The sequence below is a fragment of the Burkholderia pyrrocinia genome (assembly GCF_022809715.1).
GTDB lineage: Bacteria > Pseudomonadota > Gammaproteobacteria > Burkholderiales > Burkholderiaceae > Burkholderia > Burkholderia pyrrocinia_C.
Genome location: NZ_CP094459.1, coordinates 3,130,308 through 3,152,837, shown reverse-complemented (window position 1 = coordinate 3,152,837; position 22,530 = coordinate 3,130,308). Strand labels below are relative to the sequence as shown.

Genomic DNA, 22,530 nt, shown 5'->3' with positions numbered 1-22,530 from the left:
AAGGAGCAGCGCGATGTCCGATCCGAAGCAACCGGCCGCACCGGCGGCCGCCGATTTCGCGATGCGCGACCCCGGCAACGCATCGTTCTGGGACGAGCGTTTCGAGCGCGGCGTGACGCCGTGGGAATTCGGCGGCGTGCCGGACGGCTTTCGCGTGTTCGCGCACCGGCTCGAGCCGTGCGCGGTGCTGATTCCCGGCTGCGGCAGTGCGCAGGAGGCCGGGTGGCTCGCGCAGGCCGGCTGGCCCGTGCGCGCGATCGATTTCGCCGCGCAGGCGGTGGCTGCCGCGAAGGCGCGGCTCGGCGCGCATGCGGACGTCGTCGAGCAGGCCGATTTCTTCGCGTACCGGCCGCCGTTCGACGTGCAGTGGGTGTACGAGCGTGCGTTCCTGTGCGCGCTGCCGCCGAGCCTGCGCGCCGACTATGCGGCACGGATGGCCGAGCTGCTGCCGGCAGGCGGATTGCTGGCCGGCTATTTCTTCCTGACGGCGAAACCGAAAGGGCCGCCGTTCGGGATCGAGCGTGCCGAACTCGACGCGCTGCTCGCGCCGCACTTCGAACTGATCGAGGATTTGCCCGTGACCGATTCGCTGCCGGTGTTCGAAGGGCACGAGCGCTGGCTCACGTGGCGCCGCCGCTGATGCGCGGGCGTCACGGCCGTTGCCGGAGCGCGCCGAGGTTTCGGCTATAATTCAAGGTTTTGCAAGCCGTTTCCAGTTTCCGCGGGAAAAATATCATGCCGATCTACGCCTATCGATGCGAAGCGTGTGGTTTCGCGAAGGACGTGCTCCAGAAGATGAGCGACGCGCCGCTGTCGCAGTGCCCGCAATGCGGGAAGGATGCGTTTCGCAAGCAGGTCACTGCCGCGGGCTTCCAACTGAAGGGTTCGGGTTGGTATGTCACCGATTTCCGCGGCGGCTCGGGCGGCGCCAGCGCACCGGCGACGGCGTCGGGCGACGCGGCGCCGGCAGCCGCTGCGGCGGCCACGCCCGCAGCGGACGCGCCGGCTGCATCGAGCAGTTCCGAAAGCACGACGACGAGCGCCGCGCCGACCCCGGCCGCAGCGCCCGCCGCCGCCAGCAGTTGACCGTCGCGGCCCGGCCGGGCCGCGACCACCCCGCGCCGACGGCGCGGTTCATTGACGGCAGATGATGAAAAAGACGACCCTGAAATCGGTGTTTCTGACCGGCCTGCTGGTTCTCGTCCCGCTCGCGATCACGCTGTGGGTGCTCGGTCTCATCATCGGCACGATGGACCAGACGCTGCTCCTGCTGCCCGAATCGTGGCAGCCCGAGCGGCTGCTCGGCTTCCACCTGCCGGGGATCGGCGCGGTGCTGACGCTCGCGTTCATCTTCATCGTCGGGCTGGCCACGCGGAATTTCATCGGCCAGAAGCTCGTCACCTGGTGGAACGCGGTCGTGCGCCACATCCCGGTGGTCGGGCCGATCTACACGAGCGTCAAGCAGGTGTCGGACACGCTGCTGTCGAGCAGCGGCAACGCGTTCCGCAAGGCGCTGCTGATCGAATACCCGCGCCGCGGCTCGTATACGATCGCGTTTCTGACCGGCACGCCCGGCGGCGACGTGCTCAATCATCTGACGGAAGAGTACGTGAGCGTGTATATCCCGACGACGCCGAACCCGACGTCGGGCTTCTTCCTGATGCTGCCGAAGAGCGAAGTCATCGAACTCGACATGTCGGTCGATGCCGCGCTGAAGTACATCGTCTCGATGGGCGTCGTGGCGCCCCCGGCGCCGGCTCCGGCGCCCGCCCGCCGCCCCGTCGAGCCGCCGCTGTAAGTAAAGAATCATCGCCCGGGCCGCGCGTTGCGGCACCCGTTGATCAAACCGAACGAAAGCAAACATCATGTCGATGCGTACTGAATACTGCGGTCTCGTGACCGAACACCTGCTGGGCCAAACCGTGTCGCTGTGCGGCTGGGTGCAGCGCCGCCGCGATCACGGCGGTGTGATCTTCATCGACCTGCGCGATCGTGAAGGCCTCGTGCAGGTGGTGTGCGACCCGGATCGCGCGGAGATGTTCGCGACCGCCGAAGGCGTGCGCAACGAGTTCTGCGTGCAGATCAAGGGCCTCGTGCGCAACCGTCCGGACGGCACGGTCAACGCCGGCCTGAAGAGCGGCAAGATCGAAGTGCTGTGCCACGAACTGAACGTGCTGAACGCGTCGGTCACGCCGCCGTTCCAGCTCGACGACGACAACCTGTCGGAAACGACGCGTCTCACGCACCGCGTGCTCGACCTGCGCCGTCCGCAGATGCAGCACAACCTGCGCCTGCGCTACCGCGTCGCGATCGAGGCGCGCAAGTACCTCGACGAGCAGGGCTTCATCGACATCGAAACGCCGATGCTGACGAAGAGCACGCCGGAAGGTGCGCGCGACTACCTCGTGCCGTCGCGCGTGAACGCGGGCCAGTTCTTCGCGCTGCCGCAGTCGCCGCAGCTGTTCAAGCAGCTGCTGATGGTCGCGAACTTCGACCGTTACTACCAGATCACCAAGTGCTTCCGCGACGAAGACCTCCGTGCCGACCGTCAGCCGGAATTCACGCAGATCGACTGCGAGACGTCGTTCCTCGGCGAGCAGGAAATCCGTGACCTGTTCGAGGACATGATCCGTCACATCTTCAAGACGACGATCGACGTCGAGCTCGACGCGACGTTCCCGGTGATGCCGTACTCGGAAGCGATGGCGCGTTTCGGTTCGGACAAGCCGGACCTGCGCGTGCAGCTCGAATTCACCGAGCTGACCGACGCGATGAAGGACGTCGACTTCAAGGTGTTCAGCACGCCGGCCAACGCGAAGGACGGCCGTGTCGCGGCGCTGCGCGTGCCGAAGGGCGGCGAGCTGTCGCGCGGCGACATCGACGGCTACACGGAATTCGTGCGCATCTACGGCGCGAAGGGCCTCGCATGGATCAAGGTCAACGAGAAGGCGAAGGGCCGCGACGGCCTGCAGAGCCCGATCGTCAAGAACCTGCACGACGCGTCGATCGCGGCGATCCTCGAGCGCACCGGCGCTGAAGACGGCGACATCATCTTCTTCGCGGCAGATCGCGCGAAGGTCGTCAACGACAGCCTCGGCGCGCTGCGCCTGAAGATCGGCCATTCCGAATTCGGCAAGGCGAACGGCCTCGTCCAGGCCGGCTGGAAGCCGCTGTGGGTCGTCGATTTCCCGATGTTCGAATACGACGACGAAGATGCGCGCTACGTCGCTGCGCACCACCCGTTCACGAGCCCGAAGGACGAGCACCTCGAGTACCTCGAGACCGATCCGGGCCGCTGCCTCGCGAAGGCATACGACATGGTGCTGAATGGCTGGGAAATCGGCGGCGGCTCGGTGCGTATCCACCGCGAGGAAGTGCAGAGCAAGGTGTTCCGCGCGCTGAAGATCGGTGCGGAAGAGGCACAACTTAAGTTCGGCTTCCTGCTCGACGCGCTGCAGTACGGCGCGCCGCCGCACGGCGGTATCGCCTTCGGCCTCGACCGCATCGTCACGATGATGGCCGGCGCCGACTCGATCCGCGACGTGATCGCGTTCCCGAAGACGCAGCGTGCGCAGGATCTGCTCACGCAGGCACCGAGCCCGGTCGACGAGCGTCAGCTGCGCGAACTGCACATCCGTCTGCGTCAGCCGGAACAGCCGAAGGCTTAACACTCCTTCGCACCCGGTCGTGTGTGCGGTGACGCGCACACGACGCAACTGAAAAAGGCGCCGCGATGCGCCTTTTTCATTTTTTGCGGTACAGTCGCAGCACTTGCCGCACGTTCGGAGCACATGCCCGGCGCGCGGCCCCGTGCCGCATGAAACAACGATGACGAAGCCGCCGAAAATACCCGAATCCGTTCTCGTCGTGATCTACACACCCGACCTCGATGTGCTGGTGATCAAGCGTGCCGACCAGCCCGATTTCTGGCAATCGGTGACCGGATCGAAGGACGCGCTCGACGAGCCGCTCGCGGTCACCGCCGCGCGCGAAGTGGCCGAGGAAACCGGCATCTCGGTCGGCACGCCGGACGTGCCGGCCACCGCGCTGGTCGACTGGCGCCACCGGATCGAATACACGATCTATCCGCAATACCTGCACCGCTACGCACCGGGCGTCACGCGCAACACCGAGCACTGGTTCGGCCTGTGCGTGCCGCATCGCGTCGACGTGACGCTGTCGCCGCGCGAGCATGTGGATCACGCGTGGCTGCCGTTCCGCGAGGCGGCCGCGCGCTGCTTCTCGCCGTCGAACGCCGAGGCGATCCTGCAATTGCCCGTGCGCGTCGCGCTCGCGCGCACGCCGCACGGCTCGTCCGCATGACTGCGGAGGCTCGCAAGCGCTTCGCGCAATTGCGGCAGATGTTCCTGCAGGAACGCGGCTCGGCGTCGCGGCTCGCGTTCACGGGGGGCAACACGGTGCGGTTGTGCGAGGGCGGCGGCGAATTCTTCCGGGCACTGATCGAGCGGATCGATGCCGCGCGCGAGCAGGTGATGCTCGAAACCTATATCTTCTGCGACGATGCGGCCGGCCGGCCGGTATCGGATGCGCTGATCCGCGCGGCGCAGCGCGGCGTGCGCGTGCGCGTGATCACCGACGGCGTCGGCACCGCGCGCCTGCCGCTGTTCGACACGTGGGCAGAGGCCGGCGTCGAGCACTGCATCTACAACCGTTTCCTGTTCGGCCGCTTCGGCTTCTCGCGCACGCACCGCAAGCTCGCGGTGATCGATCACGCGGCCGCTTTCTGCGGCGGCATCAACATCATCGACGACTACGCGCAAAACGGCACGACGCTGCCGTTTCCGCGCTGGGATTTCGCGGTCGAGATGGCGGGGCCGGCAGTATCCGACGTGCGCGCCGCGTTCGAGCTGCAGTGGCACCGGATCCTGTTCGGTCACAAGCCGTACGCACAGTACGCGGCCGGGCTGCATGGCGGCGAAGCGTTCCCCGACATGTTCCGGCGCTGGATACGCAGCCACCGGTGGATCAAGGCCGGCGCGCTGCGGGTCGTGACGGAGCCGAGCGTCGCGTTCGTCGCGCGCGACAACGTCGTGAACCGCCGCGCGATCGAGAAGGCCTATCTCGCGGCGATCGGCCAGGCGCGCCAGCGGATCCTGGTCGCGAATCCGTATTTCATGCCCGGCCGCAAGCTGCGCCGTGCGCTGACGGGCGCCGCGCGACGCGGCGTCGACGTGCGGGTCCTGATCGGCCGCAAGGAGTTCGCGGCGCTCGATACGGCCGTGCCGTTCCTCTATCACACGCTGCTGCGCGCGGGCGTGCGCGTTGCCGAATACGACAAGACGATGCTGCACGGCAAGGTGGCCGTGATCGACGACAACTGGGCGACGGTCGGATCGTCGAATCTGGACGCGCTGAGCCTGATGCTGAACAATGAGGCGAACGTCGTGCTGGTGCGCTACGATTCGGTCACGAACGAACTGCGCGACGCGATCGCGGCCGCGTTCGCCGACGGCCGGGAGATCGACGCCGCGCGATTCGCCGCGCGCCCGCGCATCGAGCGTATGCTGAACTGGCTCGCCTATACGGTGTATCGCGTCGTGATGAAGGCGCTGACGGTCGGCAGTTACGACTGACGCGGACTAAGCGTTCGCTTCAAAAAATCTATCCGCACGTTCGTGCGGAAAAGCCGCTCCGGTCCCGCCGGAATCGCGCAAAATAGCGGCTCGGTTAGACACCGGTTTCTAATAATTTCCTTGTTTCGCGAGCGGCCGCACTCAATAATAGTACGGCCGTTCGATTTTATTCGAACCCCCGAACGGTTACAGAAATAGCTATGCGAAAAGGCGAACAGACGCGTGCCGCGATACTTGAAGCTGCTTTGGACCTCGCCAGCCGTGACGGGCTGGAGGGGCTGACGATCGGCCTGCTGGCCGAGCGCATGCAGATGAGCAAGAGTGGCGTGTTCGCGCACTTCGGATCGCGCGAGGACCTGCAGGTCGAGGTCGTCCGCGAGTATCACCATCGTTTCGAAAACGAGGTGTTCTTTCCGAGCCTGCGCGAAGCGCGCGGTCTGCCGCGTCTGCGGGCGATGCTGGCGCGCTGGATCGAGAAGCGCATTCAGGAGGTGACGACTGGATGCATCTACATCAGCGGCGCAGTGGAGTACGACGACCGGCCGGACAGCCCCGTGCGCGAGCAGTTGATCGCGAGCGTGACCGCCTGGCGTGCCGCGTTGCTGCGCGCCATTTCGCAGGCGATGGAAGAGGGGCATCTGCGCACGGATACCGATCCGGACCTGATGCTCTTCGAGTTGTACAGCTTCACGCTCGGCCTGCATCACGACGCACGTTTCCTGCATTCGCCGGATGCCGTGCGCCTCACGTGGGCCGCGCTGGAAAAGACGATTGTTTCGTATCAGAGCGAGAGCCGTTAGCGGCGCGTGATCCGCCCGCCAGGAGCTCGAGCCGTTTTGCCCACCTTTGGAGAGAGTCATGGGACAGTACGCCGCGCCGCTGCGCGACATGCAATTCGTGTTGCACGAGCTTCTGAACGTCGAAGCCGAAGTCAAGCAAATGCCCAAGCATGCGGACCTCGACGCCGACACGATCAACCAGGTCCTCGAGGAGGCGGGCAAGTTCTGCTCCGAGGTGCTGTTCCCGCTGAACCAGGTCGGCGACCGCGAAGGCTGCACGTATGAAGGCGACGGCGTCGTGAAGACCCCGACCGGCTTCAAGGAAGCCTACCGGCAATACGTCGAGGCCGGCTGGCCGGCGCTCGGCTGCGATCCGGACTACGGCGGCCAGGGCCTGCCTGCGTTCGTGAACAACGCGCTCTACGAGATGATGAACTCGGCGAACCAGGCATGGACGATGTATCCGGGCCTGTCGCACGGCGCGTACGAATGCCTGCACGCACACGGCGCACCGGAACTGCAGAAGGCCTACCTGCCGAAGCTCGTGACGGGCGAATGGACCGGCACGATGTGCCTGACCGAGCCGCACTGCGGCACCGACCTCGGCATCCTGCGCACCAAGGCCGAACCGAACGGCGACGGCTCCTACTCGATCAGCGGCACGAAGATCTTCATCTCGAGCGGCGAACACGACATGGCGGAGAACATCGTCCATCTCGTGCTCGCGCGCTTGCCGGATGCGCCGCAGGGCACGAAGGGGATCTCGCTGTTCATCGTGCCGAAGTTCATTCCCGATGCAGCGGGCGAGCCGGGCGAGCGCAACGGTATCAAGTGCGGCTCGATCGAGCACAAGATGGGCATCCACGGCAACTCGACCTGCGTAATGAACCTCGACAACGCGAAGGGCTGGATGGTCGGCGAGCCGAACAAGGGCTTGAACGCGATGTTCGTGATGATGAACGCGGCCCGCCTCGGCGTCGGCGCGCAGGGCCTCGGCCTCACGGAAGTCGCGTACCAGAACTCGCTCGCGTATGCGAAGGAGCGCCTGCAGATGCGCTCGCTGACGGGCCCGAAGGCACCGGACAAGCCGGCCGACCCGATCATCGTGCACCCGGACGTGCGCCGCATGCTGCTCACGCAGAAGGCGTATGCGGAAGGCGCGCGCGCGTTCACGTACTGGTCCGCGCTGCAGATCGACAAGGAGCTGTCGCACGCCGATGAAGCGGTGCGCAAGGAAGCGGCCGACCTCGTCGCGCTGCTCACGCCGATCATCAAGGCGTTCCTGACCGACAACGCGTTCGAGTGCACGAACCACGCGATGCAGATCTACGGCGGCCACGGCTTCATCTCCGAGTGGGGCATGGAGCAATACGTGCGCGACGCGCGGATCAACATGATCTACGAAGGCACGAACTCGATCCAGTCGCTCGACCTGCTGGGCCGCAAGGTGCTCGGCGACATGGGCGCGAAGCTGAAGAAGTTCGGCAAGCTCGTCACGGAATTCGCGGAAGCCGAAGGCGTGAAGCCGGAAATGGCCGAGTTCATCAACCCGCTCGCCGACATCGGCGACAAGGTGCAGAAGCTGACGATGGAAATCGGCATGAAGGCGATGCAGAACCCCGACGAAGTCGGCGCTGCCGCCGTGCCGTACCTGCGCACCGTCGGCCACCTGGTGTTCTCGTACTTCTGGGCGCGGATGGCGCGCATCGCACTCGACAACGAAGCGTCGGGCGATCCGTTCTACAAATCGAAGCTCGCGACTGCCCGCTTCTACTTCGCGCGCCTGCTGCCCGAGACGGCATCGACGATCCGCGCCGCGCGCGCCGGCTCGAAGACGCTGATGGAAGTCGACGAATCGCTGTTCTGACGCGAGTCCGGGCGGTGCGCGATGCGTACCGCCCGAACGCAACGGTTCCTGGTACTCACTTCTCCGTGCAGCCCTCACATTCCGCGCTGCACGACACTATCCGGAGACATCCCGTGAGCAATTTCCTGATTCGCAAGGTCGCCGTGCTGGGCGCCGGCGTGATGGGCGCGCAGATCGCCGCGCACCTCATCAACGCGCGCGTGCCGGTGCTGCTGTTCGACCTGCCGGCCAAGGAAGGCCCGAAAAACGCGATCGCGCTGAAGGCGATCGAGAACCTGAAGAAGCTGTCGCCCGCGCCGTTCGGCGTGAAGGACGACGCGAAGTACCTCGAGGCGGCGAACTACGAAGACGACATCGCGAAGCTGGCCGAATGCGACGTCGTGATCGAGGCGATCGCCGAGCGGATGGACTGGAAGCACGACCTGTACAAGAAGGTCGCGCCGCACATCGCGCCGAACGCGATCTTCGCGACCAACACGTCGGGCCTGTCGATCACGAAGTTGTCCGAAGGTTTCTCGGACGAGCTGAAGGCGCGCTTCTGCGGCGTGCACTTCTTCAACCCGCCGCGCTACATGCACCTCGTCGAGCTGATCCCGACCGCGCATACGCGCCCGGAGATCCTCGACCAGCTCGAGACGTTCCTGACGAGCATCGTCGGCAAGGGCGTCGTGCGCGCGAAGGACACGCCGAACTTCATCGCGAACCGCGTCGGCATCTTCTCGATCCTCGCGGTGATCACCGAGGCCGCGAAGTTCGGCCTGCGCTTCGACGAAGTCGACGACCTGACGGGCAGCCGCCTCGGCCGCGCGAAGTCGGCGACGTTCCGCACCGCGGACGTGGTCGGCCTCGACACGATGGCGCACGTGATCAAGACGATGCAGGACAACCTCGCCGACGATCCGTTCTTCCCGGTCTACCAGACGCCTGCCGTGCTCGCCGAACTGGTGAAGCAGGGCGCGCTCGGCCAGAAGACGGGCGGCGGCTTCTACAAGAAGGAAGGCAAGGCGATCAAGGTGCTCGACGCGAAGACGGGCACCTACGTCGATTCGGGCGCGAAGGCTGACGAAACCGTCGGCCGCATCCTGAAGCGTCCGCCGGCCGAGCGCCTGAAGCTGCTGCGCGAGACGGACCATCCGCACGCGCAGTTCCTGTGGTCGATCTTCCGCGACGTGTTCCACTACATCGGCGTGCATCTCGAGTCGATCGCCGACAACGCGCGCGACGTCGACCTCGCGATCCGCTGGGGCTTCGGCTGGAACGAAGGCCCGTTCGAAGGCTGGCAGGCTGCCGGCTGGAAGCAGGTCGCCGAGTGGGTGCAGGAAGACATCGCGGCCGGCAAGGCGCTCGCGAACGTGCCGCTGCCGTCGTGGGTGCTCGACGGCCCGGTCGCCGAGCAGGGCGGCGTGCACACGGTCGAAGGCTCGTGGGCGCCGGCGGCGCAGCGCTTCGTGCCGCGCTCGGACCTCGCGGTCTACGGCAAGCAGGTGTTCCGTGCGCCGCTGCTCGGCGAAACCGGTGCCGATCCGAAGACGTACGGCAAGACGCTGTTCGAAACCGACGCGGTGCGCGCCTGGGTCGACGACCGTGCGGGCGAGGACGACGTCGTGATCGTGTCGTTCAAGTCGAAGATGAACACGATCGGACCGAGCGTGATCGACGGCCTCGTGCAGGCGATCGAACTCGCGGAGAAGGACTACAAGGGCGTGGTGATCTGGCAGCCGACGTCGCTGAAGCTCGGCACGCCGGGCGGCCCGTTCTCGGCCGGTGCGAACCTCGAAGAGGCGATGCCCGCGTTCATGATGGGCGGCGCGAAGGGCATCGAGCCGTTCGTGAAGAAGTTCCAGGAAGGCATGCTGCGCGTGAAGTACGCGAACGTGCCGGTCGTTGCAGCCGTGTCGGGCATCGCGCTCGGCGGCGGGTGCGAGCTGATGCTGCACAGCGCGAAGCGCGTCGTGCACGTCGAGAGCTACATCGGTCTCGTCGAAGTGGGTGTCGGCCTCGTGCCGGCGGGCGGCGGCCTGAAGGAAGCCGCGCTGCGCGCGGCGGATGCCGCCACGGCCGCGAACGCGACCACCGACATCCTGAAGTTCGTCACGAAGTCGTTCGAGAACGCGGCGATGGCGAAGGTATCGGCGTCCGCGCACGATGCGCGTGCGATGGGCTACCTGAAGCCGTCCGACACGGTCATCTTCAACGTGTTCGAACTGCTCGACACCGCGAAGAAGGAAGCACGCGCGCTGGCCGCAAGCGGCTACCGCGCACCGCTGCGGGCGAAGGACGTGCCGGTCGCGGGCCGCTCGGCGATCGCGACGATCAAGGCATCGCTCGTCAACATGCGTGACGGCCGCTTCATCAGCGAGCACGACTACCTGATCGCGAGCCGCATCGCCGAAGCCGTGTGCGGCGGCGACGTCGAAGCCGGCAGCCTCGTCGACGAGCAGTGGCTGCTCGCGCTCGAGCGCCGTGCGTTCGTCGAGCTGCTCGGCACGCAGAAGACGCAGGAACGGATCATGGGCATGTTGCAGACCGGCAAGCCGGTGCGTAACTGAGCGAGCGGACAGAGCGGACAAGGAGTCTGAAATGAGCAAACAATTGCAAGACGCATACATCGTCGCCGCCAGCCGCACGCCGATCGGCAAGGCCCCGCGCGGTGTATTCAAGAACACGCGCCCGGACGAGCTGCTGGTCCACGCGATCAGGTCGGCGGTCGCGCAGGTGCCCGGCTTCGACACGAAGCTGATCGAGGACGCGATCATCGGCTGCGCGATTCCGGAAGCCGAGCAGGGCCTGAACGTCGCGCGGATGGGCGCGCTGCTCGCGGGCCTGCCGCAGACGGTCGGCGGCGTGACGGTCAACCGCTTCTGCGCGTCGGGCATCACGGCGCTCGCGATGGCGGCCGACCGCATCCGCGTCGGCGAGTCGGACGCGCTGTTCGCGGGCGGCTGCGAATCGATGAGCATGGTGCCGATGATGGGCAACAAGCCGTCGATGTCGCCGCACATCTTCGATCGCAACGAAGACTTTGGCATCGCGTACGGGATGGGCCTGACGGCCGAGCGTGTCGCCGACCAATGGAAGGTGAGCCGCGAAGACCAGGACGCGTTCTCGGTCGAGTCGCACCGCAAGGCGCTCGCCGCGCAGCAGGCCGGCGAGTTCAACGACGAGATCGCCGCATACACGCTCACCGAGCGTTTCCCGAACCTCGCGACCGGCGAAGTCGACGTGAAGACGCGCGAGATCGCGCTCGACGAAGGTCCGCGCGCGGACACGTCGCTCGAAGGCCTCGCGAAGCTGCGCACGGTGTTCGCGAACAAGGGCTCGGTCACGGCCGGCAACAGCTCGCAGACGTCGGACGGCGCCGGTGCGCTGCTCGTCGTGTCGGAGAAGGTGCTCAAGGAGTTCAACCTGACGCCGCTCGCGCGCTTCGTGAGCTTCGCGGTGCGCGGCGTGCCGCCGGAAATCATGGGCATCGGTCCGAAGGAAGCGATTCCGGCCGCGCTGAAGGCCGCGGGCCTGAAGCAGGACGATCTCGACTGGATCGAGCTGAACGAGGCGTTCGCCGCGCAATCGCTGGCGGTGATCCGCGATCTCGGCCTCGACCCGTCGAAGGTCAACCCGTTGGGCGGCGCGATCGCGCTCGGCCACCCGCTCGGCGCGACCGGCGCGATCCGCGCGGCGACCGTCGTGCACGGCCTGCGCCGCCGCAACCTGAAGTACGGGATGGTCACGATGTGCGTCGGCACCGGCATGGGCGCCGCGGGCATCATCGAACGCCTGTAAGCGGGACGCGACGAAAAGCGACGGCGGTGCGCGGGCCACGAGCTCGCGCACCGTTTTTTCATTCCGATAGAGGAAAGTCAAAGGAGACGGTTGTGGCCGAAATTCAAGTGGAACGCGCCGACGGCGTGATGACGATCACGATCGCGCGCCCGGCGAAGAAGAACGCGCTGACGGCGGCGATGTACCAGACGATGGCCGACGCACTCGCCGAAGCACAGGAAGACAAGGCGGTCCGCGTGATCCTGCTGCGCGGCGGCGACGGCAATTTCAGCTCGGGGAACGATCTCGAGGATTTCCTGAAGGCGCCGCCGAAGGACGAGAACGCGCCGGTGTTCCAGTTTCTCGCGCGGATCAGCGGTGCACCGAAGCCGATCGTCGCCGCGGTGCCGGGCATCGCGGTCGGCGTCGGCGTGACGATGCTGCTGCACTGCGATCTCGTCTATGCGGCCGACACCGCGACGTTCTCGCTGCCGTTCGCGCAGCTCGGGCTGTGCCCGGAAGCCGCGTCGAGCACGCTGCTGCCGCGCCTGGCCGGCCATCAGGTCGCCGCCGAGAAGCTGCTGCTCGGCGAGGCGTTCGATGCGCTGGAAGCGCACCGGATCGGCATCGTCAACCGCGTGCTGCCGGCCGCCGAACTCGACGCGTTCGCGGCGAAGCAGGCGGCGAAGCTCGCGGCGCTGCCGGCGTCGTCGCTGCGCGTGACGAAGGCGCTGCTGAAGGATACGGGCGGCGTGGCGACCGCCGCGCGGATGGCCGAAGAGGCGGGCCACTTCTCCGCGATGCTGCGCGCGCCGGAAGCGCGCGAGGCGATGACCGCGTTCTTCGAGAAGCGCAAGCCGGATTTCCGTCAGTTCGACTGACACCGGGCACCCGTGCGTTGCCGCCCCGGATTCCTTCACCGTCCGAGGCGGCCACGCTAGCCCGCGCGAGCCGCCGACCGCGCGGCTTGCGTTCGGTCTCCACGGCCGATGCGTCAATCGACGCGTCGGCTCGAACCTGCGCCGCTGCGCGTTCGCGCGGCGTTCCGCGTTCCCCTGCGCCGTTCTGCTGCCGTACTGCACTCACAACGCGCGTCGGTGTCGACGATGGCGTGGCGTGATGCCGCGGCCGGCGTCTCTCGTGTCGCGGTGCGGCGCCGTCATGTTTCCCGTTTCGCCATTGCCGCCCGCCATCCGCGGGGCTTGAGCGCCGGCCCCCGATCCGTTGCGCCATAGGCCATCGCCGGCAATCGTGCGCGGGTGCCGGCGTCCCGATTCGCCCCGCTCGGGGCGGTTCCGGCTCACCTCGGCAAAGCTTGTCCGCCGTCAAGTTGCACTGCGGCAATTTTCCGTACAGTTCGCGCACAGGTCGCCGCGGCCGGATGCGTCGCGCGATGACGGCATACGGCCGGCTCTTCTCAACGACAATCAGGCGAACGAACAATGATCGGACGAATCACCGGCGGAGCGCGTGCGGCGCCCGCCATCGGGCTGCTGGCGGCACTCGCCGGCTGCAGCGACCTTCACGTGCTCGATCCGAAGGGCGCGGTGGGCGTCGCCGAGAAATCGCTGATCGCGACGGCGACGTGGGCGATGCTGATCGTCGTCGTGCCGGTGATCCTGCTGACGCTTTACTTCGCGTGGCGCTACCGCGCGTCGAACCGCAACGCAACCTACGCGCCGAACTGGTCGCACTCGACCGCGATCGAAGTCGTGATCTGGACGGTGCCGACGCTGATCATCCTGTTCCTCGGCATCCTCACGTGGCGGACGACGCACGAGCTCGACCCGTACAAGCCGCTCGAATCGTCGGTGAAGCCGATCGATGTCGAGGTTGTCGCGCTCGACTGGAAATGGCTGTTCATCTATCCGGAGCTCGGCATCGCGTCGGTCAACCAGCTCGCGATTCCGGTCGGCACGCCGGTGAATTTCCGCATCACGTCGGACTCGGTGATGAACTCGTTCTTCATCCCGCAGCTCGGCAGCCAGGTCTATGCGATGGCCGGCATGCAGACGCGCCTGCACCTGATCGCCGACGAGGCGGGCAGCTACGCGGGCGTGTCCGCCAACTATAGCGGCCGCGGCTTCTCCGACATGAAGTTCCGCACGCTCGCCGAGCCGCGCGAGCAGTTCGACGCGTGGGTGAGGAAGGTGAAGGCGTCGTCCGACCGGCTCGACATGACCGCCTACGGCGCGGTCGCGCAGCCGAGCGAGAAGGCGCCCGTGCGCTACTTCTCGTCGGTGGATCCGAAGCTGTTTCACAACATCATCGCGAAATACAACAACGGCCACGCCCTCGACCCGAAGGACGCCGCCTGCACGACGAAGGGGTAACGCATGTTCGGCAAACTCACACTATCGGCGATCCCGTTCGACCAGCCCATCATCATGGGGGCGAGCGCCTTCATGGGGCTCGTCGTGCTGGGCATCGTCGCCGCGCTGACGGTCACCGGCCGATGGAAATGGCTGTGGAGCGAATGGCTGACGTCCGTCGATCACAAGAAGATCGGCGTGATGTACCTGGTCGTCGCGGTGCTGATGCTGCTGCGCGGCTTCGCGGACGCCGTGATGATGCGCGTGCAGCTCGCGCTCGCGTACAACGGCCCCGGCTACCTGCCGCCGCATCATTACGACCAGGTCTTCACCGCGCACGGCGTGATCATGATCTTCTTCATGGCGATGGCGCTGCTGGTCGCGTTCTTCAACCTGATCGTGCCGCTGCAGATCGGCGCGCGCGACGTCGCGTTCCCGTTCCTGAACTCGCTGAGCTTCTGGATGACGGCGATGGCCGCGATCCTGATGAACATCTCGCTCGTGATCGGCGAATTCGCGCAGACGGGCTGGCTCGCGTATCCGCCGCTGTCGGAGCTGCAGTTCAGCCCGGGTGTCGGCGTCGACTACTACCTGTGGGCGCTGCAGATCTCGGGCGTCGGCACGCTGATCACGGCGATCAACTTTTTCGTGACGATCATCAAGATGCGCGCGCCGGGCATGACGTTGATGAAGATGCCGGTGTTCACGTGGACCGCGCTGTGCTCGAACGTGCTGATCATGGCCACGTTCCCGATCCTGACGGTCGCGCTCGCGCTGCTGGGCCTCGACCGCTACCTCGACATGCACTTCTTCACGAACGATGCCGGCGGCAACGCGATGCTGTACCTGAACCTGATCTGGGCATGGGGGCATCCGGAGGTGTACATCCTCGTGCTGCCCGCGTTCGGCATCTATTCGGAAGTCATCGCCACGTTCGCGAAGAAGCCGTTGTTCGGCTACAGGACGATGGTCTATGCATCGTGCGTGATCATGGTGCTCGCGTTCCTCGTGTGGCTGCACCACTTCTTCACGATGGGTTCCGGTGCGGACGTCAACGCGTTTTTCGGCATCATGACGATGGTCATCGCGATTCCGACCGGCGTGAAGATCTTCAACTGGCTGTTTACGATGTACCGCGGACGCATCGAATTCACGGCGCCCGTGCTGTGGACGATCGGTTTCATGGTCACGTTCACGCTCGGCGGCATGACCGGCGTGATGATGGCGATTCCCGGCGCGGACTTCGTGCTGCACAACAGCCTGTTCCTGATCGCGCACTTCCACAACGCGATCATCGGCGGCGTCGTGTTCGGCTACTTCGCGGGCGTGCATTACTGGTTCCCGAAGGTGTTCGGTTTCCGGCTCGACGAGAAGTTCGGCAAGCGCGCGTTCTGGTGCTGGTTCCTCGGCTTCTACGCGTCGTTCGTGCCGCTGTACGTGCTCGGCTTCATGGGCATGACGCGGCGGCTCAACCACTACGACAACCCGGCCTGGCATCCGTGGCTGGTCGCCGCCGCGTTCGGCGTCGCGCTGATCGCGCTCGGCGTGCTGTGCCAGGTCGCATCGGTGTGGGTCGGCTGGCGCAATCGCAACCAGCCGCAGTATCGCGATGCGACGGGCGATCCGTGGAACGGCCGCACGCTCGAATGGGCGACGAATTCGCCGCCCGCCGTCTACAACTTCGCGGTGATCCCGAACGTTCATGAACTCGACGAGCTCGCGTATCGCAAGGCGAAGGGCCTCGGGCTCGGCCTCGGCAAGAACGTCAGGTACCAGGACATCCACATGCCGTCGAACACGAGTGCGGGCTTCTTCGTCGGCCTCTTCAGCCTGACGCTCGGCTTCGCACTCGTCTGGCACATCTGGTGGCTCGCGATCGCCGCGCTCGTCGGCATCGTCGCGACGGTGGTGCTGTACAGCGCACAGGACAACGACGGCTATTACATTCCGGCGGATACCGTCCGCACGATCGAGGAACAACGCGCGGGCGTGCGGATCGGCACACCGGCGCCGCAAGCCGAACTGGAGGCGAACTGATGTCGTATCAATCTCTCGCGGGCGCCGGCCATCAACCGGCGGCGCACCACCATCCGCCGTCGCATTCGGTGTTCGGCTTCTGGCTGTACCTGATGACCGACTGCGTGATCTTCGCGTCGCTGTTTGCGACGTTCGCGGTGCTCGGCCACCAGTTTGCGGGCGGGCCGACCGCGAAGGACCTGTTCGATATCCCGGGCGTCGCACTCGAGACCGCCGCGCTGCTGCTGTCCAGCATCACGTACGGCTTCGCGATGCTCGGCGCGCAGCGCCGCCGGCGCGGCACCGTGTTCGTCTGGCTTGCGGTGACGTTCGTGCTCGGCGCTGCGTTTCTCGCGATGGAACTGCGCGAGTTCTCGCACCTGATCGCGGAAGGCGCGGGCCCGCAGCGCAGCGCGTTCCTGTCGGCGTTCTTCGCGCTGGTCGGCACGCACGGATTGCACGTGGCGGTGGGCCTGTTGTGGATGGTCGTGCTCGTCGTGCAGATCGCGCGTGGCCCCGGCATGACGGAACGCGACTTCCGGCGCCTCACCTGCCTGAGCCTCTTCTGGCACTTCCTCGACATCGTCTGGATCTGCGTGTTCTCCTTCGTCTATCTCGCGGGCGTGATCTAAATGGCTCATTCGGAACTCATCCACCACGATGAAGCGCACGGCACGGCCGGCGGTTACGTCGTCGGTTTCGTGCTGTCGGTGCTGCTGACGGCCGCGTCGTTCGGCCTCGTGACGGGCGGCGTGCTGGCGCCGAAGGCCGCGCTCATCGCGCTCGCGGTGCTCGCGTTCGTGCAGATTCTCGTGCACCTCGTGTGCTTCCTGCACATGAACACGTCGTCCAGCCAGCGCTGGAACGTGATGGCGTTCAGCTACACGGTGCTCACCGCGCTGATCCTGATCTTCGGGACGCTGTGGGTGATGCACAACGTCAGCATGAACATGATGTCGCGTTAACCGGCCCGGGCCGTGGTTTGGCCCGCCCTTCCGCGCCGTGCCCGCCGCACGGCTTTGTTCCTTTCGGGCGTGCGGTTCGCGCGCCTTTGCGCATCATGATCAACAACGATTCCCAGACCCCGGTTCGTGCCGACGAGCCGATCCCGCATCGCAAGGTCATCCGCGCGTGGCTCGTGCCGTTCGCCACGCGCGAGATCGTGCGCCCGATCGCGCTGCTCGTGCTCGACTACCTGCTGCTGTTCGCGGCGTTCGCCGGCGCGCTGCTGATTCCGTCGATCATCGGCAAGATCGTCTGCGGGATGGCCGCCGGCTTCATCACCGGGCGGCTCTTCATCATCGGGCACGACGCGTGTCACCAGAGCCTGACGCCCGATCGCCGGCTGAACCGCTGGCTCGGCCGCATCGCATTCCTGCCGTCGCTGACGCCATACAGCCTGTGGGAAGTCGGGCACAACGTCGTGCACCACGGTTATACGAACCTGAAGGGCTTTGACTTCGTGTGGGCGCCGCATACGCCGGCGGAATACGCCGCGCTGTCGCCGGTGCGCCGCTTGCTGGATCGCGTCTACCGAAGCGGCTGGGCGCCGGGGCTTTATTATCTCGTCGAGATCTGGTGGCTGCGGATGTATTTCCCGACCAGGACCTATGTCGGTGCGTCGCGGCCCGTATTCCGGCGCGACTGCCTGCTGGTGACGGGCTTCGCGGCCGTGTGGATCGCCGCCGTCGTCTGGGTGGCGATCGCGACAGGGCAGCCCATCGCGCTGCTGCTCGCAACCGCTGTGCTCGTGCCGTTCCTGTTCTGGTGCTCGATGATCGGCTTCGTCGTGTATGTCCATCACACCGATCCGCGCATCGCGTGGCACGCGAACCGCGCGGAATGGTCGAATGCCGCGCCGTTCGTGTCGACCACGCTGCACCTGACGTTCCCGTTCGGTATCGGCGGCCTGCTGCACCACATCATGGAGCACACGGCGCATCACGTGGACATGAGCGTGCCGCTGTACCGGCTCAAGCCCGCGCAGTCAAAACTGGAAGACATGCTGCCCGGGCGGATCGTCGTGCAGCGCTTCAGCTGGCGCTGGTATTTCGACACGGCGCGCCGCTGCAAGCTCTATGACACCGACCGCAAGCTCTGGACGGACTACCTCGGAAACCGGACGAGCGACGCGGCATGCGACGCGCTCCCGCCGGCCGCCGCGGACGAACTGGGGGGCGCGGTTCCCGAACCGGCGGGCAAGGTGCCCGCCGCGAGCGCTCACGCGGTGCCGTAATCCACGTGGCCGGTTTCGCGGCAGAAGCTGACGAGCCGCAAACCGGCCGCCTTTGCGATCTCGATCGCGAGCGACGACGGCGCGGAGATGGTTGCGACCATCGGGATGCCGACCCGTGCGGCCTTGCGCACGAGCTCGTAGCTCGCGCGGCTCGACAGGAACACGAAGCCGTCGGTCGCGTCGGCGCGCGACAGCACGAGCGAGCCGATCAGCTTGTCCAGCGCGTTGTGGCGGCCAACGTCCTCGAACGCGATCCGGATCGCGCCTGTTGCGTCGCACCATGCGGCCGCATGCAGGCCGCCCGTGAGCTGCGTGAGCGCCTGGTGGGCCGGCAGCGCATGTGCCGCGCGCGCCAGCGCGTCGGGCGCGAGGCGCGCGAGAAAGCCCGTGTCGGGCACGCGTTCGGGCGCGAGGTCGAGCAGGTCGATGCTTTCGATTCCGCATACGCCGCAGCCGGTGCGCCCCGCGAGCGCGCGGCGCCGGTCCTTCAGCGCGGCGAATGCCTGCTGGACGACTTCCAGATGGACTTCCGCATGCGGCAGCGGCGCGTCGGCGTGCAGGATCACCTCGATGTCCTTGATGTCGCTGCCGCGCGCGACGATCCCTTCCGAGATTGCGAAGCCGACCGCGAACGCTTCGAGGTCGCACGGCGTGCACATCATCACCGCGTGCGAGATGCCGTTGAAGACGAGTGCGACGGGCCATTCCTGGCCGACGTAGTCGTGCGCGGTTTCGACGGCGCCGCCGCGCGTGCGGCGCACGGACAGCTCGATCGCGCCGCGCGGTTCGGCGTGCGGTTCGTCGGATTCGGTCGGATTCACGAGCACTCCCGTTGATTCGAGGCACGGCCGGCGGACCATCAATCGTGTCCGCCGTCCGCGCGCAGAGGTTCTAAAATACCCCAGGCAGGCCGGCCGCGCCGGCAACCGTCACGTCAGGTAACGACCATGGGACTCAGCGACGCTCCGTTGCTATTCAACTTCGAACACGATTCGTCGGAAAATTTCACGTACATCCCGATGATCGTGCGTTTCAACCTCGACCGCTTCGGTTTGCGGATTTCGCTCGAGCAGTGGCAGTTGCTACCGCTCGAGGACCGCAAGCTGCTCGCGCGCTTTCCGGCCGACGACGACACCGCGATCGAGCCCAACTTCGATCATGCGCTGTTCGAGATGCTGCGCACGCACGCCGATCTGGAACCGTCGTGGTTCCAGCCGGACGAGCAGCCGAGCTGGCGCGCCACCGACACGGTGCCGGAGTCGCTCGTGCAGCAGAGCGCGCTGGCCGGGTTGTCGGCACCCGCGCTCGCGCAGTGGCAGCGGCTTGCGCCGTTCCAGCGCTACGTGCTGGTGAAGCTGTCGCGCAAGCCGAAGCTGAATCACGATTTCCTGCCCGCGATGCGGGAGTTCGGGCTGACGGCCACGCACTGACGGGCCGCGTGCCGCGCCGCAGCGCGGCGCTTGTCCGTCGGAGCGTCAGAGCGGCGGCAGTTGCCGCGGCTTGCGGTCCGGGCCGGTCGCGACGTACGTGAGCGTCGCTTCGGTGACCTTCACGATTTCGCCCATCAGGCGCATGCGCTGTGCATACACCTCGACGTCGACCGTGATCGACGTGTTGCCGGTGCGCATGATGGTCGCGTAGAAGCTCAGAAGATCGCCGACGAACACCGGCTGCTTGAACACGAACGAGTTGACCGCGACCGTCGCGACGCGTCCATTTGCGCGCTGGCTCGCGGGGATCGAACCGGCAATGTCGACCTGCGACATGATCCAGCCGCCGAACACGTCGCCGTGGACGTTCGCGTCGTGCGGTTGCGGGACGACGCGCAGCGCGGGCTGCTTTTGCGGAAGTTCGAGGGTCGAATCGGTCATGGCGGGGGCTTTCATCCTGTAATAAATTCGCCGCCGCGCGCAGGCTGGCCGGCAAGACCGCCGGCAGCGGCGCGAAGCGGCTTCTGCGACAATACAACGTTCGCAAATTGTACGAGAAAGCGGGCGAGCCGGCCGCCGATGCACGCGTCCGGCGCCGCCGCCGATCCTTCCCCCATGCGCCGATTTCCTGCTTCCGGCGAGCCCGCGCCGGCTTCGACTGGGCCCCGCAACGACTGGCAGACCATCCGGTCGCTGCTGCCGTACCTGAGCACCTACAAATGGCGCGTCGCGCTCGCGCTCGCCTGCCTGATCGGCGCGAAGGTCGCGAACCTCGGCGTGCCGGTCGTGATGAAGCGCATCGTCGACCACCTGTCCTACGTGCAGCAGATCACCGCGCTCGGTCGCGCCGAGCAGTCGGCCGGCATCGTGCTCGCGGGCGGCGTCGGGCTGCTGGTCGTCGCGTATGCGTTCGTGCGGCTGTCGACGTCGCTGTTTACCGAGCTGCGCGAGATCCTGTTCTCGAAGGTCACCGAGAGCGCGGTGCGCCAGCTCGCGCTGCAGGTATTCAGGCACCTGCACGGGCTGTCGCTGCGGTTTCACCTGGAGCGCCAGACGGGCGGCATGTCGCGCGACATCGAGCGCGGCACGCGCGGCATCCAGCAGCTGATTTCGTATTCGCTGTACAGCATCCTGCCGACGCTCGTCGAGGTCGGGCTCGTGCTCGGCTTCTTCGTGGTCAAGTACGAGGCCTATTACGCGTACGTGACGTTCGCTGCGCTGGTCACGTACATCGTGTTCACGGTGAAGGTCACCAACTGGCGCACGCACTTCCGCCGCACGATGAACGAACTCGATTCGCGCGCGAACGCGCGGGCGATCGATTCGCTGATCAACTACGAGACGGTGAAGTACTTCGGCAACGAGGAGTGGGAAGCGCAGCGCTACGACGAGAACCTGAAGCGCTACCGCAAGGCGGCGATCCGCTCGCAGAACTCGCTGTCGGTGCTGAACTTCGGCCAGCAGGCGATCATCGGCACGGGGCTCGTGTTCATCCTGTGGCGCGCGACGCAGGGCGTGCTCGCGGGCAAGCTGACGCTCGGCGATCTCGTGCTGATCAACACGTTCATGCTGCAGCTCTATATTCCGCTGAACTTTCTCGGCGTCGTCTATCGCGAGCTGAAGCAGAGCCTCACCGACATGGACCGGATGTTCGGGCTGCTGTCGGCCGCGAAGGAAGTCGCGGATTTACCCGATGCACGGCCGCTCGCGGTGGCCGGCGCGCAGGTGCGCTTCGAGCATGTGAACTTCGCATACGAGCCGGCGCGGTCGATCCTGCACGACGTGACGTTCACGATCGACGCGGGCACGACGACCGCGGTGGTCGGTCACAGCGGTTCCGGGAAGTCGACGCTGTCGCGCCTGCTGTTCCGCTTCTACGATCTCGACCGGCAGGCGGGCGGCGCGATCCGGATCGACGGCCAGGACATTCGCGACGTCACGCAGGATTCGCTGCGCGCATCGATCGGGATCGTGCCGCAGGACACCGTGCTGTTCAACGACTCGATCTACTACAACATCGCGTACGGCCGGCCGACCGCGACCCGCGACGAGGTGGTCGCGGCCGCGCGTGCCGCGCATATCCACGATTTCATCGAAAGCTTGCCGAAGGGCTATGACACGCCGGTCGGCGAGCGCGGGCTGAAGCTGTCGGGCGGCGAGAAGCAGCGCGTCGCGATCGCGCGCACGCTGCTGAAGAATCCGCCGATCCTGCTGTTCGACGAAGCGACGTCGGCGCTCGATTCGCGTTCGGAACGCGCGATCCAGCACGAGCTCGACCAGATCGCGCGGCATCGCACGACGCTCGTGATCGCGCATCGGCTGTCGACGGTCGTGCACGCGCAGCAGATCCTCGTGATGGATCACGGACGGATCGTGGAACGCGGCACGCACGACGAACTCGTGCGTGCGGACGGGCTGTATGCGCAGATGTGGGCGCTGCAGCAGCAGCGCGCGGCGGCGGGCGGGGAAGAGGCCGAGGCCGCGTGAGCGGCGATGCTGCGCGCGGTGGCGCGCAGCGGGAACCCGGGGCGGTCTGC

General features: G+C 66.4%; 20 protein-coding genes. 18 read left to right on the top strand and 2 right to left on the bottom strand.

The genetic code is table 11. From position 1 onward, the window contains the following. The first annotated feature begins 13 nt into the window (after window positions 1–13). From MRS60_RS14570 to MRS60_RS14495, 16 genes are all read left to right on the top strand, one after another. On the top strand, window positions 14–640 hold the full coding sequence (locus MRS60_RS14570; protein WP_243564901.1) for a TPMT family class I SAM-dependent methyltransferase: 627 nt from the start codon (window positions 14–16) through the stop codon (window positions 638–640). A gap of 95 nt (window positions 641–735) precedes the next feature. Then, window positions 736–1,086 carry an FmdB family zinc ribbon protein gene (locus tag MRS60_RS14565; RefSeq protein WP_243564900.1) on the top strand — a complete coding sequence of 117 codons (351 nt, stop codon included), beginning with the start codon at window positions 736–738 and terminating at the stop codon, window positions 1,084–1,086. Window positions 1,087–1,147: 61 nt separating this feature from the next. Beyond that, window positions 1,148–1,798 (top strand): DUF502 domain-containing protein, encoded by a 651-nt coding sequence (locus MRS60_RS14560; RefSeq protein ID WP_034179003.1) that lies wholly within the window; start codon window positions 1,148–1,150, stop codon window positions 1,796–1,798. Between the two features lie 67 nt (window positions 1,799–1,865). After that, window positions 1,866–3,668: an aspartate--tRNA ligase gene (gene aspS / locus MRS60_RS14555; protein ID WP_034179002.1), complete on the top strand. Its 1,803-nt coding sequence runs from the start codon at window positions 1,866–1,868 to the stop codon at window positions 3,666–3,668. Between the two features lie 160 nt (window positions 3,669–3,828). Further along, complete coding sequence (gene nudB / locus MRS60_RS14550) at window positions 3,829–4,323, top strand: dihydroneopterin triphosphate diphosphatase (protein WP_243564899.1); 495 nt, start codon at window positions 3,829–3,831, stop codon at window positions 4,321–4,323. Beyond that, window positions 4,320–5,594: a cardiolipin synthase ClsB gene (clsB, locus tag MRS60_RS14545; RefSeq protein WP_243564898.1), complete on the top strand. Its 1,275-nt coding sequence runs from the start codon at window positions 4,320–4,322 to the stop codon at window positions 5,592–5,594. Before nudB ends, clsB begins: the two co-directional genes overlap by 4 nt. Before the next feature lie 200 nt (window positions 5,595–5,794). Continuing rightward, window positions 5,795–6,394 (top strand): TetR/AcrR family transcriptional regulator, encoded by a 600-nt coding sequence (locus MRS60_RS14540; protein ID WP_034179000.1) that lies wholly within the window; start codon window positions 5,795–5,797, stop codon window positions 6,392–6,394. Window positions 6,395–6,452: 58 nt separating this feature from the next. Further along, the gene (locus MRS60_RS14535; protein WP_105391401.1) at window positions 6,453–8,240 is read left to right on the top strand and encodes an acyl-CoA dehydrogenase C-terminal domain-containing protein; all 1,788 of its coding nucleotides are present in this window, start codon (window positions 6,453–6,455) and stop codon (window positions 8,238–8,240) included. A gap of 113 nt (window positions 8,241–8,353) precedes the next feature. Next, window positions 8,354–10,789: a 3-hydroxyacyl-CoA dehydrogenase/enoyl-CoA hydratase family protein gene (locus tag MRS60_RS14530; protein ID WP_243564897.1), complete on the top strand. Its 2,436-nt coding sequence runs from the start codon at window positions 8,354–8,356 to the stop codon at window positions 10,787–10,789. Between the two features lie 31 nt (window positions 10,790–10,820). Further along, complete coding sequence (locus MRS60_RS14525) at window positions 10,821–12,020, top strand: acetyl-CoA C-acyltransferase (protein ID WP_175919125.1); 1,200 nt, start codon at window positions 10,821–10,823, stop codon at window positions 12,018–12,020. A 92-nt stretch (window positions 12,021–12,112) separates the two neighbouring features. Then, window positions 12,113–12,880 carry an enoyl-CoA hydratase gene (locus MRS60_RS14520; protein ID WP_243564896.1) on the top strand — a complete coding sequence of 256 codons (768 nt, stop codon included), beginning with the start codon at window positions 12,113–12,115 and terminating at the stop codon, window positions 12,878–12,880. Between the two features lie 561 nt (window positions 12,881–13,441). Continuing rightward, the gene (gene cyoA / locus MRS60_RS14515; protein WP_034178995.1) at window positions 13,442–14,332 is read left to right on the top strand and encodes a ubiquinol oxidase subunit II; all 891 of its coding nucleotides are present in this window, start codon (window positions 13,442–13,444) and stop codon (window positions 14,330–14,332) included. Window positions 14,333–14,335: 3 nt separating this feature from the next. Further along, window positions 14,336–16,348, top strand: a complete 2,013-nt coding sequence (cyoB, locus tag MRS60_RS14510; RefSeq protein WP_243564895.1) for a cytochrome o ubiquinol oxidase subunit I — start codon at window positions 14,336–14,338, stop codon at window positions 16,346–16,348. Beyond that, window positions 16,348–16,959, top strand: a complete 612-nt coding sequence (cyoC, locus tag MRS60_RS14505) for a cytochrome o ubiquinol oxidase subunit III (RefSeq protein WP_034178993.1) — start codon at window positions 16,348–16,350, stop codon at window positions 16,957–16,959. The genes cyoB and cyoC overlap by 1 nt, the downstream gene beginning before the upstream one ends. Next, on the top strand, window positions 16,960–17,292 hold the full coding sequence (gene cyoD / locus MRS60_RS14500) for a cytochrome o ubiquinol oxidase subunit IV (RefSeq protein ID WP_131947144.1): 333 nt from the start codon (window positions 16,960–16,962) through the stop codon (window positions 17,290–17,292). A 95-nt stretch (window positions 17,293–17,387) separates the two neighbouring features. Beyond that, a complete protein-coding gene (locus tag MRS60_RS14495) occupies window positions 17,388–18,563 on the top strand; it encodes a fatty acid desaturase (RefSeq protein ID WP_243564894.1) in 1,176 nt (391 codons plus the stop codon). Here the strand turns inward: MRS60_RS14495 and fdhD are convergent. Further along, entirely contained in the window at window positions 18,548–19,390 is an 843-nt protein-coding gene (fdhD, locus tag MRS60_RS14490; protein WP_407970863.1) for a formate dehydrogenase accessory sulfurtransferase FdhD, read from the bottom strand. The genes MRS60_RS14495 and fdhD overlap by 16 nt on opposite strands. Window positions 19,391–19,510: 120 nt before the next feature. Here fdhD and MRS60_RS14485 point away from each other — a divergent pair, with 120 nt between their 5' ends. Continuing rightward, a complete protein-coding gene (locus MRS60_RS14485; RefSeq protein ID WP_034178989.1) occupies window positions 19,511–19,993 on the top strand; it encodes a nitrate reductase associated protein in 483 nt (160 codons plus the stop codon). 45 nt (window positions 19,994–20,038) lie between these two features. Here the strand turns inward: MRS60_RS14485 and MRS60_RS14480 are convergent, their stop codons facing one another. Continuing rightward, window positions 20,039–20,434: an acyl-CoA thioesterase gene (locus MRS60_RS14480; RefSeq protein WP_027789162.1), complete on the bottom strand. Its 396-nt coding sequence runs from the start codon at window positions 20,432–20,434 to the stop codon at window positions 20,039–20,041. 174 nt (window positions 20,435–20,608) lie between these two features. Between MRS60_RS14480 and MRS60_RS14475 the strand changes: the two genes are divergently transcribed. Continuing rightward, window positions 20,609–22,480 carry an ABCB family ABC transporter ATP-binding protein/permease gene (locus MRS60_RS14475; RefSeq protein ID WP_105391406.1) on the top strand — a complete coding sequence of 624 codons (1,872 nt, stop codon included), beginning with the start codon at window positions 20,609–20,611 and terminating at the stop codon, window positions 22,478–22,480. Window positions 22,481–22,530 lie beyond the last annotated feature (50 nt).

What these genes read in the sequence shown, in the direction of transcription:
- MRS60_RS14570 (WP_243564901.1), top strand. Translation starts at nt 14, where the DNA reads ATGTCCGATCCGAAGCAACCGGCCGCACCGGCGGCCGCCGATTTCGCG.
- MRS60_RS14565 (WP_243564900.1), top strand. Translation starts at nt 736, where the DNA reads ATGCCGATCTACGCCTATCGATGCGAAGCGTGTGGTTTCGCGAAGGAC.
- MRS60_RS14560 (WP_034179003.1), top strand. Translation starts at nt 1,148, where the DNA reads ATGATGAAAAAGACGACCCTGAAATCGGTGTTTCTGACCGGCCTGCTG.
- aspS (WP_034179002.1), top strand. Translation starts at nt 1,866, where the DNA reads ATGTCGATGCGTACTGAATACTGCGGTCTCGTGACCGAACACCTGCTG.
- nudB (WP_243564899.1), top strand. Translation starts at nt 3,829, where the DNA reads ATGACGAAGCCGCCGAAAATACCCGAATCCGTTCTCGTCGTGATCTAC.
- clsB (WP_243564898.1), top strand. Translation starts at nt 4,320, where the DNA reads ATGACTGCGGAGGCTCGCAAGCGCTTCGCGCAATTGCGGCAGATGTTC.
- MRS60_RS14540 (WP_034179000.1), top strand. Translation starts at nt 5,795, where the DNA reads ATGCGAAAAGGCGAACAGACGCGTGCCGCGATACTTGAAGCTGCTTTG.
- MRS60_RS14535 (WP_105391401.1), top strand. Translation starts at nt 6,453, where the DNA reads ATGGGACAGTACGCCGCGCCGCTGCGCGACATGCAATTCGTGTTGCAC.
- MRS60_RS14525 (WP_175919125.1), top strand. Translation starts at nt 10,821, where the DNA reads ATGAGCAAACAATTGCAAGACGCATACATCGTCGCCGCCAGCCGCACG.
- cyoA (WP_034178995.1), top strand. Translation starts at nt 13,442, where the DNA reads ATGATCGGACGAATCACCGGCGGAGCGCGTGCGGCGCCCGCCATCGGG.
- cyoB (WP_243564895.1), top strand. Translation starts at nt 14,336, where the DNA reads ATGTTCGGCAAACTCACACTATCGGCGATCCCGTTCGACCAGCCCATC.
- cyoC (WP_034178993.1), top strand. Translation starts at nt 16,348, where the DNA reads ATGTCGTATCAATCTCTCGCGGGCGCCGGCCATCAACCGGCGGCGCAC.
- cyoD (WP_131947144.1), top strand. Translation starts at nt 16,960, where the DNA reads ATGGCTCATTCGGAACTCATCCACCACGATGAAGCGCACGGCACGGCC.
- MRS60_RS14495 (WP_243564894.1), top strand. Translation starts at nt 17,388, where the DNA reads ATGATCAACAACGATTCCCAGACCCCGGTTCGTGCCGACGAGCCGATC.
- MRS60_RS14485 (WP_034178989.1), top strand. Translation starts at nt 19,511, where the DNA reads ATGGGACTCAGCGACGCTCCGTTGCTATTCAACTTCGAACACGATTCG.
- MRS60_RS14480 (WP_027789162.1), bottom strand. Translation starts at nt 20,434, where the DNA reads ATGACCGATTCGACCCTCGAACTTCCGCAAAAGCAGCCCGCGCTGCGC.
- MRS60_RS14475 (WP_105391406.1), top strand. Translation starts at nt 20,609, where the DNA reads ATGCGCCGATTTCCTGCTTCCGGCGAGCCCGCGCCGGCTTCGACTGGG.